Raw genomic sequence first — 13,486 nt, 5'->3', positions numbered from 1 at the left:
ACTCAATGTTTATAGAGCTATAACTATTTTTCTAGACCAAACTTATCCATGCGGCGATACAGGGCTTGCCTACTTAGGCCAAGGGATTTAGCTACTCGCGCAATCACGCCCTTGTGCTGTCTTAAGGCCATTTCAATCTGCTCACGGCTAACATCCATAGCGTCGCTCGAATCCAGTTGAGCGGACACGTCTTGATTGGCAACTTTTATCTGTGATTCAATCGGGGCAACTTCGGTTATGGTTCGCCCAAGCGTCATCGTATTTGTCGTGTGAGTGTTGTTAACATTGACTGGCGGTAAACCAAAATCAACTTCGGTTAACACTCGACTTTGCGCCAATAGCGCCGCACGTTTACAGGCATTTTCTAGCTCGCGCACATTACCCGGCCAACGATGCTGTAATAGCGCCTGTTGGGCGGGTTTACTCAAACTAAAACCCTCACCGACAAAATGTTTCACTAAGGGCAAAATATCGTCAATACGCTGATTCAGTGGCGGTAAGGCCAATTCAATCACATTTAAGCGGTAGAATAAGTCCTCACGGAAACGCCCCTCGGCAATATCTTGGGCAAGATCGGCATTGGTCGCACTGATCACCCTCACCTTCACCTTTAAGGTTTTATGGCTGCCTAAGCGCTCAAACTCCCCGGTTTGTAATACCCGCAGCAATTTCACTTGGCCCGAGAGCGGTAAATTGCCAATTTCATCTAAAAATAAGGTGCCACCATCGGCCGCTTCAAAACGACCAATGCGCGCCTTGTTAGCCCCCGTAAACGCCCCCGCCTCGGCACCAAAGAGTTCGGCTTCGAGCAACTCCATCGGCAAAGCCCCCACATTCACCTTAATAAAGGGTTTGTTTTTTAAGGGAGAATTGGCATGGATAATATCGGCAAGCTTATCTTTACCGGCACCGTTAGGGCCTGTGATCAATACAGATACATCGGAGCGTGCCAGTTGTAAGGCTAAGTCAATACAACGCTGCATCGCACCACTACCAAAAACAATCCCGCACAGATCCGCATTGGCAATCGCGACTTGGCGTTGTGAATTAACTCGCTCGAGCTGATGATTTGTACGTGCAAGCTTATAGAGAGCAATTAAATTCGTAATGCTGTTTAGTAATTTAGCATCATCCCACGGTTTGCCCATGTAATCAGCGGCGCCGGCTTTAACCAACTCAACAGCGGTTTCGAGCTGCGTCCAAGCCGTCATTAAAATGATCGGCAAATCCGGCTGCCTATCACGCAATGCATAAAACAACTGCCGCCCTTCTTCCCCAGAGGTGGTATCGCGGGTGAAGTTCATATCTTGGATAACAAGATCAATATCATGGGTCGCGATCAGACCAAGGGCATCATCTGGTGTATGGCAAGTTAACACCTGATAACCATTGATCTCCAGTATTAAGCCTAAGGCCTGGCAGATGGCGTGGTTATCGTCGACAATCAGAATTGTGTCCATGTGGCAAAGTATGTCCCGAGTAAAACTATTAACCTTAAAGTAACAAAAAGTGCAATAACATCCTACTGTTATCGCACTTTATGCCGCTCAGCTTATGTTACACAGTACGCGTCGCTGTCGCCGGAGATATCTTGGCAGCTTTGCGTGCAGGTAAGTACACCGCAAGGGTGGTCACCACAAATAATCCAACAACGGTGAATAATGGATAGGAAAGCGCCAGCATAGGTAAGCTATACAGGCTCATCAATTGCTGGCCTAACTGAATCGCTAACAGCACACCCAAAGTGCCACCTAACAGACATAGCAGATAGTTTTCCAGTAGGAAGTAGCTGATAATATCGCGCTTTTTAGCACCTAACGCACGGCGAGTGCCAATCTGCTTAGTGCGACGCTGGATATTGAACATCACCATCCCTGTCACCCCAAGTGAGGTAATCAACAACAGCAATACCACCATCATGGTCAGTACGGTTGCCATTAATTCATGGTCACGATATGCCTCGATACGGCGCTCGCTCATGGTTGTAAAGCCTTCGACTACCCGGCTAGGATATTCTTTATGCAGGGCTTCGGGGATGACCTCTTTTAAGCGCTCAATATCAGCTGGCTTAGCTCTTACTAAATAACGTTTATAGTCAGCGGGATAATTCACCGACAACACAGAACTAAACTCAAGGTTACTATTATCAACCCATGCCGTTTGTAAGCGCTCCAGCACTCCAATCACCACAAAGTGCTGTGTGCCCATATATACGCTCTTGCCAAGCGCTGATTCATTCGGCCACACCTTATCGACAAAGGCTTTAGTGACGATCATCTTGCCCCCATCTTCCAGCAACTCTGTGGTGATTTCCTGGGGATAGAAGTTACGTCCCTCGACTAACTTCAGCCCTAAGGAGTCGATAAAATGCTCATCACTCATATACATGCCGGTATTGGGCGTAGATTTAGCGCGCTCCTCAGGCCCTAGGGTAAAGTTACTCGACCAACCGCCGCCGCTCAGGGGAGCCATAGAGGTAGGTGCAACATCGATAACGCCAGGGATCGCACGAATGATCTCTAAATCTCGTTTATCCTGCGCTACTAAATCTGTCGATTTATCAAAATGATAAATGCTGAAATCAAAGACTTCACTTTCAACAATCCCCGACTCACGCGCCATTAAATTTAATCGTTCGGCGATAATAAAACTGGCATTAGCGACGATAGCCACAGACAAAATAATCTGTAATAACAGTAGCAAGGGGCCGCTTTTACTGCGTAATAAACTGCTGAGAATAGGTTTGATATGTAACATATTGCCCCCGATTATTGGCTCTTAAGATAAACACTTGGGTTAGTGGTACACACACGCCACGCAGGATAAATACCCGCCACAATCGCTGCAAAAATGGCAATAACAGGCGCAATGAGCCACATGCTGGCGTCGAGATGAGTAATCGAAGCCTCAAGTTGAAACTTCTTTGTGAGCAACGCAAGTGAGCCCCAAGCCCAAGCCAAGCCGAGTAAGCCACCGAATAGTCCCATCAAAGACACTTCCACCATATGTTGGGCAAAGATCTGCCCTTGGCTGGCGCCGATGGCGCGGCGCACGCCAATTTCGGGAGCTCGGCGTAAAAACTTAGACAGCAACAACCCTAACATATTGACTAAGCAAACAATGAGGAAGAGTGCACTGAGGCCCACCAGCACCTTGTTATCCTCTGGCACCACTTTATTAATGGCTAGCCATTGGTCAATATCGGACAATTGCACATCGGCCTTAGGTGAGCTAAAGCGACCTAATTTCTTTTGTTGTTCAATATATTGGCGAACCCACTGACGGTACTCAGCAACTTGTTCAGGCGTATCGAGTTGCACCCAAAATTGTGTCCAATGCTTTTCGGAGGTTAAACGCTGCGCGTAGTTGTTGATGCTCTCATAGTTCCAGCCATTGGTATTTCCCCAACTGCCATATTCCTCAATCGGCGCTAAGCTGTAGGGCACAAACAAGGTATCCACATTACCAAAGGCGCCGTTGTTAAGGTCATAATAGTTTGGACTCGGCGCCCAAGGCTTAAGCACGCCAACCACCTGATAGGGCTTAGCATTAAAATAAATCGTCTTGCCGACACTATTTTGGCCCGCAAACAGCGTATTATTCAGCTCATCGGTGAGAACCACTTCGTAGCGAGCATCCTGATCGACGCTGTCATCCCATGCCTGACCGTATTGAAACTCAAGTCCAAACAGTGGGAAAAAGTCGTTATTGGTCACCCTAACCCGAGATTGCAGTACAGGTAAAAAAGCCGGATCTTCGGTTTGCACCGCGCCGCCCGTGCGAAACATGGGGGTTTGCAGGCTCGGAATATCACTCTTAAGTAAGTTCATCCCGTCTTGATAGGTGATCTGTTGATCGAAGCGATCCCAGGCATCTGGACCTTGGCTCCACAGTTGCACCGCAAACAATTGGCTGGACTTCTCCCCCGCAGGGTTAGTGGACATCATTTTGTAAATGTTAAGAGTGGTAATCGTGATGCCTATGCCGATGGAAATCGCCATGATCATCAATGCCGACAACATGGGCGTTTTTTTAATGCTACGCCAAGCTAAATCTAAGTAATAGAAGAACATAACCGCTCCTAGCCTTGGGCGTTAGCAACCAGTTTATCGACACTGCCGTGGCTTGCACTGCGGGCCACACTGGGTTGATACATGGTAAAGTCGCAGACTTGTCCATCGACAATTTGAATATTGCGCTGGGCACGGCGAGCCAGTTCAGGATCGTGGGTCACCATGATGATGGTGGTGCCAGATTGGTTAATATTCTCTAATAATTCCATCACTTGGCGGGCCATTAAGCTGTCGAGGTTACCCGTAGGTTCGTCGGCGAGCAGAAAACGGGGTTCCCCCGCTAAAGCACGGGCAATCGCTACCCTTTGCTGTTGACCGCCGGATAATTGAGTCGGCAAATGCTTCATCCGCGCACCTAAGCCCACTTGCTCTAATGCTTGCTCCACACGGCGTTTACGCTCCTTGGCACTAAAACCACGGTAGCGCAGCGGTACTTCAATGTTTTCCGCGAGGTTAAGATCGGGGATCAAGTTAAAGCCTTGGAAGATAAAGCCAATCTTCTCATTGCGTACGGCGGCACTCTTGTTATCACTGAGATTGGAGACATTAATCCCATCTAAAAAATAATCCCCATGGGTGAAGCCTTCGAGCAAGCCAGCGATATTTAAGAAGGTGGTTTTGCCTGAACCCGAAGGGCCTGTGACCGCCACAAACTCGCCCTCGTTTACCTCAAGGTTGAAATCCCGCAGTGCGTGGGTTTCTACTAAGTCCGTTTTAAAAACTTTACTGATATTCTTCATTGATAACATTTTAATTTCCTTAATTAATTTTTATCTTTGCGCGTAAACGGCTAATAAAACGCGCGGGACTTCAATGTAACTTGAGCATGTAGAAGACAAAGCAGATAAAGCCACTTATCAGCCCAGAAAAGCACCCATAATGAACTCACTCAACTTACCGAACAGCCCATTTAGGCAAGAGAATATCAAGCTCACACTTTCCATCGAGACATCACCAATCTGGCGCATTTCGTCTAAGGGATTGGTCCATTCCAAAATATTTAAGCCAAGGAAAAACCAACTATTAGCCTCTCCAATCCCCAGCTCTACCGCCACAACTAACAGGGCCAAAGCGAATACGCCAAACAGCTTGGAGGACATCAACACACTGATATCAACATTTTTATGACTCATTATTGGCTCCTATTTACTTATCGCCGCAGTATTTTCAACCACGGCAATTTCCAATCCATCAATTTGATTAATAAGTTTTTTCAACCAAATAACATCAATGCATCTTAACCTGTTCGGCATGATTGAAGGGCTCAACACTCGAGATCACCCATTCGTCACCCGCGTTACCGCCTTCAATCACTTCCACCTGGCTCATACTGGTGCTACCCAGTTTAATCTGGCGGCGGGTAGCGATATCGCCTTCGACTTGATAAGCCTCCTCCCCGCCACCGCTGGTCATAAAGGCACCACGTTTGACCATCAACACATTTTCCCGATGTTCGAGTAGCACTCGGGCAGAGATGCGTTGGTTTTGGCGCAGCTTAAGGCTTTCGCTCTGGGCAAATTGCACTCTGGCGGTCACTTCACGGTTACGCACTTCGGGAGAAATCGAGGATAACTTGCCCATGAGTTTGACTTCGCCAAAGCTCAGCTCAACCTCCATGCCAAGTCCAAGTTCATCGGCGTAAGACTCTGGCACCGCAAGCTCGGCCTCATAGGCACTTAAATCGACCACAGTTAGAATCGGTTGATTGGCACTCAAACGCGTTTTTTGCTCTGTCAGCCAGTTGCCAATAATGCCGCCAACCGGCGCTTTAATATTTAAGGCTTCAACTTGGCGCTCTAATTCACCTACCGCTAACTGCTGGCGTTCAACTTCAAGCGCTTTATTCTTTACTTCAAAGGTCAAGGTATCCTTAGTTAATGCAGCGTCTTGCAACGCATGCTCAAATTTAAGCTTGGCTTTATGCAGATCATCTTTGCCCTTTTCATAGTCAATCTGCCCAATCAGCTGACTTTGAATAAGCTGCTCACCACGGCGACGTTCACGCTCGGCCGCCTCGAGATCGACCTTGGCCATATCTAAGGTTTGGTTGACTTGTAATTGGTTGCGTCTAGCGTCCAGCTTGGCACGCTCAAGAGCACCCTCCAAACCCGCTAATAAGGATTTCGCCTGTTCTAATTGATTGGTCAGTCTTGGACTATCTAGCTTGGCTACCACATCGCCTTTATTAACTGTATCGCCAGGATTGCTCAGTAGCGTCACTGTCCCTTCTTCAGTGCTGTAGAGGATCGGTGCATTGGCCGCGACGATTTTACCTGTAGTCGCGATATCCCGAGTCAGCGTACCTACATATAAAGTCGCAGTGGTTAACTCACTACGGCTAATGGATTTGCTCACATTATCGCTACTGAAACTGGCCCACACTAAGGCGCTCACTAATAAGGTGCAGCCGCCAATAATCAAGGGCACTTTGAGACGTTTAGCGTTTGATGGCGCAAGGAGAGTATCTTGGCCGCTGGTATCTTTAATCATGGCGTTTCTCGCTTCCCTGTCGGAGGGCTGGATATGCCCATCGCTACGGACACTATTAAAAATCGATATCCAGTAATAGCAACGCCTATGCCAATTCCATTAAAGAATTTATTTTCATTGTGTTAGATAAGATTTAAGATAAAAGTGTCCGCGGACACCACAGTTGAAAACTAAAAGTGTCCGCCTAAATTTAGCAAAAGTGTCCGCTTGATATGAGAAAAGGCTGCTTGTAGGTGTACGGTACTCAGCAAAGAACAAGCCAGCAGTCGCTCAACATGCGCTAACACTTTTATTCGCCAAATGACAGAGTTTCCCTTTACAGCTAAAACCTTGCCACATAAGATCCTGCCACCCTCGCAGCAGACATATCCAATAAGATGAATCGCCCTATGAAAACACTCACTATTACGCGTCCTGACGACTGGCATATTCACCTAAGAGATGGCGCCCAATTAACAGATACGGTTCGCGATATCAGCCGCTATATGGGCCGCGCTATCGTCATGCCTAACCTGGTTCCTCCCGCTATCGATACCGAAACCGCCTTGGCTTATTACGATCGCATCAAGGCGCAAGTGCCCGCAGGCTCGCAATTCGAACCCTTAATGGTGTTGTATCTCACCGACAAAACCAGCCCAGAGGAAATCCGTAAAGCTAAAGCCTCGGGCAAAATCGTTGCAGCTAAGCTCTATCCCGCAGGCGCGACCACCAACTCGGATTCTGGCGTCACCGATTTGAAGAACATCTACCCAGCCCTCGAAGCGATGCAAGAAGTGGGCATGTTGTTCCTAGTGCATGGTGAAGTGACTGATTCATCGATTGATATTTTCGACCGTGAGCGCGTGTTTATTGAGAATATCCTCAGCAAGATCGTGGCCGATTTCCCGAAGCTTAAAATCGTTCTCGAGCATATCACCACTAAGGATGCGGTCGATTTTGTGACTCAAGCGTCTGACAACGTGGCCGCCACAATCACCGCGCACCATTTACTTTATAACCGCAACCATATGTTGGCTGGCGGTATTCGTCCGCACTTCTATTGCCTGCCGATTTTAAAGCGCAATACCCATCAGCAAGCACTGTTAGCGGCTGCGGCGAGTGGCAATAAGAAGTTCTTCCTCGGTACTGACTCGGCGCCACACGCAAAAGACCGTAAAGAAGCCGCCTGTGGCTGCGCGGGTTCTTATACTGCCCATGCCGCCATAGAGCTTTACGCCGAAGCCTTTGAATCGGTTAATGCACTGGATAAATTAGAAGCCTTTGCCAGCTTCAATGGCCCAGATTTTTACAATCTGCCCCGCAACAGCGATACCATCACCCTAGTGAAAAAATCTTGGGATGTGCCCGTCAGTTACCCACTTGGCGACAACAACGTTGTGCCAATTCGCGCTGGCGAACAAATCGATTGGCAGGTTGAATAACAGGCCTTTTGATGCGATAAACGGTGAGCCTACCGTTTATCGAGCTCGAAACCGTTAAGAGTCGCCTTAGGGCGACTTTTTTATAACCAACACGTAAAACCATAACCTATTATCTTTTAAGAGAAAAAGTATGCATACACGGAAGTTACTAACGCTATTGTCCTCAAGCCTATTAATTACCACTACACTGCCACTCAGCACGTTTGCCGCCGATGAACTCACAGGCGTTTGGCAGGGACAACTGGGTAAAAGCAAGATAAGAGTCTGCTTTAACCAATATGGCACCGGCAGTTATTACTATCAAAAATACCTCACCCAAATTCGACTCGAACAGCAAGACGGCATCTGGAAAGAAGAGAACAACACCGGAAACTGGCAGTTTGATACCGTAACACCACAAACACTGAGTGGCCAGTGGTTTAAAGACAGCGCCAGCAAGTCACTGCCAATACAACTTGAGCGGCAAATAAGCCCAGATAACAATGATGATTGCAGCGCCGATGCCTACAATCTGCCGCTTGAAACTAAGCCTTCGGTGAGCCGTGGAAAATGGCAACGCTTTCAGACTATTGAATACCGTCCGCTGACCTTTGGCACTGATGTTGGTATCGAATTTAACGGCCCACAAAAAGGCATTTCGGCAATTAATCACTGGCTTGAGAGAAAGCTCACCGATGATGCGCAGCTGGCACAAACCTTTGAGACTCGCCGCAGAATGTTGGCTCAAATGGGCAGCTTTGTGACTGACGAAACCTTTGCAGAACCCATTTTCCTTAATCAGCATTGGCTTAGTGTGCGCTTGTATCGCTGGGCAGCGGGTTATGGTGCCAATGGGATCAGCCAAGAGTTTGTTAGCTTCTCGCTTGCAGATGGAAAACCTTTCCATCCTTGGCAATGGTTTATCGAGAATGAACAGCCTCAAGCCATGCCGGAGAGTATGAGTTATCCGTTACCACAAGCACTTAAGCAAAAGCTGTTTGCCGATATTCCGCCAAACGCAGAATGCCCCACCTCCGACGGCTCTGGCTATTATCAACTGACTCTTGAGGCAACTGGAATGAAGTTTTGGGAAATGCCCCGTGGTGACGGCTGCGAGCAGGAGTTTACCTTAACCCCTCAAGAAGCCATGCCCTTTGCCACTCAATGGGGTAAAACACAACTTAAACTATTGGAATAAATTACGTATTACAAAACTACGGTATTGGGAAAGTAGGCTGTAATGGTGATAAATATGATGACACCAAACGCGCTTTCCCATCCAACACAGCAACGCATTTCAAACTTACCCGTTTCAGTAAGGGATCATCCTTGAGCAATTTAACCGTAAACAGCGTGACACCCGAAGCCTTAGTGCAAGCCCAGTTAGTTGCCTATAACCAACACGACCTTGCAAGCTTTGTGGCACTCTTTAGCGACAACGTTTGTATTTACCGTCCACCCGCCACAGAGCCCGTTATTCGGGGTAAAGCCGCATTTCGCGATTTCTATCAAAATGAACGCTTTAACTTGCCGCATTTACATGCCGAAATCCTCAATCGTATGGTTGTTGGCAATAAGGTCGTGGATCACGAACGGATCAGCGGCATACACGACGAACCTTTTGAAGTGATGGTGGTATTTGAGGTAATCGATGGGCTAATCCAAAATATGTGGAGTTTTGCGACTAACTGATGGGTTATCGGGCTTTATTTGATGCAAGATTGAACCGCTATATTCACTCCGCATCTTCCGAGTAAAGCATTGCCTGAACAGCATCGTATCTCAATACGTCAACATGCCCGAGTAGAAAATGGCTAAAGACCCACTACACTTAACCATCTAAATTCGCCATAAACAAGGCACACTTCCATAGCAACGAGGGAACACATGAACGCTAAAATCATCTTCACAGCCAGTATTGCACTATTACTATCCGCAAATTGCCACGCCATTAACGATGAGTATCGCAAGTTACTTGAACGTTCAGGCTGTACCCAAGTGTCTGAAATGCAAGGGTGCGATATCCACAAAACCAAAGAAGAAAATGCCAAAGCAATGGCTTCCCCCAAAGCCGCTGCTGACGCCATCATTCCCAATGCCCAACAATGGATAGCAACAGCCAGCTCAGGAGCAACGGTTGCAAATATTCAAATCGATGATAAACATCAGGTTTGGGTTAACGGTAAACACGTAAAATCCAGTCAAAGTGGTGGAGCCATCAAATTCAAAGACGGTATGGTGGAATTCACCATTTATCCCGATGCCAGCTCGAATAAAGAGAGTATGTGGATTGATAACGATGCAGGATCAAAAGGCCCGATTACGGCCAAGTAACGCCTAGTAACAACCTACACTTGCCATCCCGCAAAAATAGGGGCTTACGCTTACAACAGATAAAGTTCGCTAGCATACGCGATGAGCCCTTTAATACCATGGTCGTTTTGAAAGTATCGAATGGGCTCATTCAAGCGAGACAACCTTTACAGCCAACAGAAGACATTTCATATCCCTGAACCTCAAAACGCCCTTTACAGCATGAATCAATCACGGGCTTCTACATTGGTCTATGATGCTTACACAGGCCCGTTAACCCTATTAGGATTAACTTTACTAGAATGGTTAACCTACCAATGTTTATCAGAAAAGTGTTACACCTATCCCAGATTTACTTTCGACAACTCATTTTAACGTGAAATCAACGGATTCTGTGAGATGGATGACTGTCCCTTGGCCGCAAAATGCCTTAGGGTTAGTAGCAATTGCCAAAAGGGTAAAGCCAAGCGCCCTTTTTCTTTAACCATTTTGCCTAACAACAGGAATTGCTGATGTCTGATAACCAAAATGCCTTTTACGCCCGCGCCACTGAGTTGATTAAGCTCGCTAACCAGCAAAACCAAAACACTGAAATCCAAACCGGTGAAGTCAGTGCTTCATTTATGTGGGCCCTCGCCCGCTACAACGCTTGGTTTGGCTCCACCAGCTTTGAAAACAAAGAGCAAATGCAGGCCAAAAAACAAGAAATGATGGACTACTACATGGAGCGTTATAAAGAAATGCTCGACGCCAATCTCGAGGACTATATCGAAAACTTCGACCACTACCGCGCAACGCAAAAGTAATCGTTTACGCAACGCCCGATAGCCTAAGGTTATCAGGGCGTCTAATTTTTAGCTTAAGTGGTGATAACTCTCATTCCTCAACACTTAGCTACATCGTTATCCAATATTGATTAATTCTCGTCACGACAAGCCAGTATTTGCGACCGAATGTCTGCCTTAAGCACTAACATCTTGCGTCAGTTGAATACTTAACAGAAACATTAACATAGACTCTATTTAGCTACTCATGTTGGTTTTAATCCATAAATAAGCAACATAAATAACCACCGAAGTATATCCAGCCGATATCACTAGATTACATTTCCAAAGAGTTAACCAGAAAGATCCTCTGAAATAAGTACGCTTTCTGACCTCATGATTAAACAATGCAATTGAAGAAAATATCAACATCAGTGCGGAGCATCCCAGCATAGGTAACAACAGAAACATAATACCCAAACCTGCCGCTCCTAAAGATGCGTTAGATGTTTCATTACCAATGGGGGCGAGCATCATAAAGCCCAAAGCTATCCCTGCTATTGTAAGTATCAATCCCAAAAGTTGGAGTGTTCTCATCATCGTCCTTAAGATTAAATCCGCACATACTAGGGCGTATTGACGTTTCGAGATTAGAAGGACTATGTATGCAAAGAACGCCAACAACATCCTATCTACGCTCTCTTTAACAATCCCTAATTTATATCGTCGTCTCTACGATTGTTAAATCTACAAAATGGCGCTTGTAACAGTGTGTAAGCGGAGCAACTAAACCCAATCTCATGTTAAACATGAATTATTAGTGGGTTCTTGTGAGCAAATGCAACGGCATATCATCATCTAAATAGGCCTCATCTGCCAGATAGAGCTTATTAGTACGGATCATCTTCTGGATCATCTCAACATAGGCGTAGCCGCGCTCTGAATATCGATCCAAGGTACCAGCAAGCGCAACACCCGTAATTGTTTGATTGGCTTGCCTTGATTCGGCACGAAGCTGACGCATTTTGTGGTAAGCACTATGGGTATTTAAATTCAATAAGTATCCTTCAACGGAGGCTAAGGGTGTCTCAAATCGCGCCAGCCCATACTGCCCCATCCCCTGGCGCTTTTGCTTTGGCTCCATACCATTACCATTAAAATCCCACTGACCAAACAAGGCATTCCCCTCAAGAGTAAAGCGCGATGTCCCCCAACCACTTTCCTTTGCCGCCTGGGCCAATACTAGAGATGGAGGCAAAATATCTACCCGTTCAAGCAGGGCTTGCCTGTGGGACGGTGATAACGACGGTATTGGATTACTGATAACTTTGTACTTAACCGCTAAAGCGACCAAGCCAGTGTCGTTGAGGGGCGCAGAGATTACCTGTTGCCGTTCTTGTAACACTTTTTCATTCGCTAATAATACTAAGGGGGTCATCAATCTAAAAAACACCATCTTCTTTTGCTTCACAGGCAATTGCTCTGATACCGACCGCCATCCTTTACCTACGGCATCAAAGGTTAATCTCGGAACCGATTTATTCCCCTCATGGAAATTTTCAGCAGTGTAATTAAGGGATTCAAAAAATAGCATCAAATCATCAATGGAGTGAATACTTACAGTGATAGGTTGAAGTTCTGCCTGCTGCACGGACCGTTGCTCACGCTCTGGTTGAAATATAATGCCGCCAATACGATGTTCACCTTGAGTATCTTGATTATTCACTTGGGTATAGGAAGGCTGAATTAAGGCTGATAATCCCATAATAGGTGGTTTTGTTGACTGACAATTTGCAAGCGGATAGCAAGTCTTTTCAGTTGTAAACGCCGTAGACAAGAGCTGATTAAACACCAATTTGTTGTCGGTCATTTCTGCTGCGGCGAATAGAGGTGAAGGCATAGACATTAGGAATAGCATAAGCATTGCTAAGGGCAGTTTACAGTTTATCAACATGGAATCTCTCTGGAGAAAAACAATCGCAGTCCAACTAGCCAAAACACAGGGCGGGAAAGATAACAATAAAATCCTGACAATTTGCTTAATAGCTAGGCAACTAGGTTTGTAATACTGACTTGACTGCGGAAATATCGCATGTGTCAAGCAGTTGAGGCGGCTTTTGATAAAATGACCCGCAGGCATGCCATGTTCACTCAGTGAACTCCATCATAAAAATGGGAACATGTAGAGATGCAAACGCTATAGACCATCGGCTTCACTACATAAGTCATCTTAGCGATCAGAAGACTGGTTGAAATGATTAAGAACCAAGACTGAATAAAACAAAGTATTTCGGCATGCACATATAAAAATACTTTGCACTGAAGGATCCCCTCATAAATCAGCCATAGCATAGCCATATTTGAGCAACTGATTGGCGAATAATACCCAGGCCGCCAGCAATTCTTTCTCCGTGATTTGATAATCAGGCCGCCTGAGTACCTCCAA

At 46.3% G+C, this 13,486-nt stretch carries 13 protein-coding genes; 5 read left to right on the top strand and 8 right to left on the bottom strand.

Translation table 11 applies throughout. The features are described from left to right. Positions 1 to 23: 23 nt before the first annotated feature. From AEA42_RS03835 to AEA42_RS03810, 6 genes are all read right to left on the bottom strand, one after another. Positions 24 to 1,460: a sigma-54 dependent transcriptional regulator gene (locus AEA42_RS03835; RefSeq protein WP_055647011.1), complete on the bottom strand. Its 1,437-nt coding sequence runs from the start codon at positions 1,458 to 1,460 to the stop codon at positions 24 to 26. 97 nt (positions 1,461 to 1,557) lie between these two features. Continuing rightward, complete coding sequence (locus tag AEA42_RS03830; RefSeq protein WP_055647010.1) at positions 1,558 to 2,757, bottom strand: FtsX-like permease family protein; 1,200 nt, start codon at positions 2,755 to 2,757, stop codon at positions 1,558 to 1,560. 11 nt (positions 2,758 to 2,768) lie between these two features. Continuing rightward, a complete protein-coding gene (locus AEA42_RS03825; RefSeq protein ID WP_055647009.1) occupies positions 2,769 to 4,073 on the bottom strand; it encodes an ABC transporter permease in 1,305 nt (434 codons plus the stop codon). Between the two features lie 8 nt (positions 4,074 to 4,081). Then, a complete protein-coding gene (locus AEA42_RS03820; RefSeq protein WP_055647008.1) occupies positions 4,082 to 4,822 on the bottom strand; it encodes an ABC transporter ATP-binding protein in 741 nt (246 codons plus the stop codon). Between the two features lie 108 nt (positions 4,823 to 4,930). Beyond that, positions 4,931 to 5,206, bottom strand: a complete 276-nt coding sequence (locus AEA42_RS03815) for a hypothetical protein (RefSeq protein WP_037428407.1) — start codon at positions 5,204 to 5,206, stop codon at positions 4,931 to 4,933. Between the two features lie 94 nt (positions 5,207 to 5,300). Beyond that, positions 5,301 to 6,563, bottom strand: a complete 1,263-nt coding sequence (locus AEA42_RS03810; RefSeq protein WP_055647007.1) for an HlyD family efflux transporter periplasmic adaptor subunit — start codon at positions 6,561 to 6,563, stop codon at positions 5,301 to 5,303. Positions 6,564 to 6,952: 389 nt separating this feature from the next. Here AEA42_RS03810 and pyrC point away from each other — a divergent pair, with 389 nt between their 5' ends. The 5 genes from pyrC to AEA42_RS03785 all read left to right on the top strand — a co-directional run bounded on the left by pyrC (position 6,953) and on the right by AEA42_RS03785 (position 11,082). Further along, positions 6,953 to 7,984 carry a dihydroorotase gene (gene pyrC, locus AEA42_RS03805; protein ID WP_037421589.1) on the top strand — a complete coding sequence of 344 codons (1,032 nt, stop codon included), beginning with the start codon at positions 6,953 to 6,955 and terminating at the stop codon, positions 7,982 to 7,984. Between the two features lie 130 nt (positions 7,985 to 8,114). After that, positions 8,115 to 9,161 (top strand): hypothetical protein, encoded by a 1,047-nt coding sequence (locus AEA42_RS03800; protein ID WP_037428412.1) that lies wholly within the window; start codon positions 8,115 to 8,117, stop codon positions 9,159 to 9,161. Positions 9,162 to 9,292: 131 nt separating this feature from the next. Then, entirely contained in the window at positions 9,293 to 9,655 is a 363-nt protein-coding gene (locus tag AEA42_RS03795; protein WP_037421594.1) for a nuclear transport factor 2 family protein, read from the top strand. Between the two features lie 195 nt (positions 9,656 to 9,850). Beyond that, positions 9,851 to 10,297: a hypothetical protein gene (locus AEA42_RS03790; RefSeq protein WP_037421597.1), complete on the top strand. Its 447-nt coding sequence runs from the start codon at positions 9,851 to 9,853 to the stop codon at positions 10,295 to 10,297. Between the two features lie 491 nt (positions 10,298 to 10,788). After that, positions 10,789 to 11,082: a DUF3144 domain-containing protein gene (locus tag AEA42_RS03785; RefSeq protein WP_037428416.1), complete on the top strand. Its 294-nt coding sequence runs from the start codon at positions 10,789 to 10,791 to the stop codon at positions 11,080 to 11,082. A gap of 216 nt (positions 11,083 to 11,298) precedes the next feature. On the opposite strand, the gene AEA42_RS03780 is transcribed toward AEA42_RS03785, so the two are convergent. Both AEA42_RS03780 and AEA42_RS03775 read right to left on the bottom strand, forming a co-directional pair. Further along, complete coding sequence (locus tag AEA42_RS03780) at positions 11,299 to 11,637, bottom strand: hypothetical protein (RefSeq protein WP_047540620.1); 339 nt, start codon at positions 11,635 to 11,637, stop codon at positions 11,299 to 11,301. Between the two features lie 220 nt (positions 11,638 to 11,857). Then, positions 11,858 to 12,994 carry a glucosaminidase domain-containing protein gene (locus AEA42_RS03775; RefSeq protein ID WP_231640351.1) on the bottom strand — a complete coding sequence of 379 codons (1,137 nt, stop codon included), beginning with the start codon at positions 12,992 to 12,994 and terminating at the stop codon, positions 11,858 to 11,860. Positions 12,995 to 13,486 lie beyond the last annotated feature (492 nt).

It is taken from the genome of Shewanella sp. Sh95 (genome assembly GCF_001308045.1).
GTDB lineage: Bacteria > Pseudomonadota > Gammaproteobacteria > Enterobacterales > Shewanellaceae > Shewanella > Shewanella xiamenensis.
The sequence above is the reverse complement of the archived record's forward strand: the minus strand, read 5'-3'. Positions and strand labels throughout refer to the sequence as shown.

What these genes read in the sequence shown, in the direction of transcription:
- AEA42_RS03835 (WP_055647011.1), bottom strand. Translation starts at nt 1,460, where the DNA reads ATGGACACAATTCTGATTGTCGACGATAACCACGCCATCTGCCAGGCC.
- AEA42_RS03830 (WP_055647010.1), bottom strand. Translation starts at nt 2,757, where the DNA reads ATGTTACATATCAAACCTATTCTCAGCAGTTTATTACGCAGTAAAAGC.
- AEA42_RS03825 (WP_055647009.1), bottom strand. Translation starts at nt 4,073, where the DNA reads ATGTTCTTCTATTACTTAGATTTAGCTTGGCGTAGCATTAAAAAAACG.
- AEA42_RS03820 (WP_055647008.1), bottom strand. Translation starts at nt 4,822, where the DNA reads ATGTTATCAATGAAGAATATCAGTAAAGTTTTTAAAACGGACTTAGTA.
- AEA42_RS03815 (WP_037428407.1), bottom strand. Translation starts at nt 5,206, where the DNA reads ATGAGTCATAAAAATGTTGATATCAGTGTGTTGATGTCCTCCAAGCTG.
- AEA42_RS03810 (WP_055647007.1), bottom strand. Translation starts at nt 6,563, where the DNA reads ATGATTAAAGATACCAGCGGCCAAGATACTCTCCTTGCGCCATCAAAC.
- pyrC (WP_037421589.1), top strand. Translation starts at nt 6,953, where the DNA reads ATGAAAACACTCACTATTACGCGTCCTGACGACTGGCATATTCACCTA.
- AEA42_RS03800 (WP_037428412.1), top strand. Translation starts at nt 8,115, where the DNA reads ATGCATACACGGAAGTTACTAACGCTATTGTCCTCAAGCCTATTAATT.
- AEA42_RS03790 (WP_037421597.1), top strand. Translation starts at nt 9,851, where the DNA reads ATGAACGCTAAAATCATCTTCACAGCCAGTATTGCACTATTACTATCC.
- AEA42_RS03785 (WP_037428416.1), top strand. Translation starts at nt 10,789, where the DNA reads ATGTCTGATAACCAAAATGCCTTTTACGCCCGCGCCACTGAGTTGATT.
- AEA42_RS03780 (WP_047540620.1), bottom strand. Translation starts at nt 11,637, where the DNA reads ATGAGAACACTCCAACTTTTGGGATTGATACTTACAATAGCAGGGATA.
- AEA42_RS03775 (WP_231640351.1), bottom strand. Translation starts at nt 12,994, where the DNA reads ATGTTGATAAACTGTAAACTGCCCTTAGCAATGCTTATGCTATTCCTA.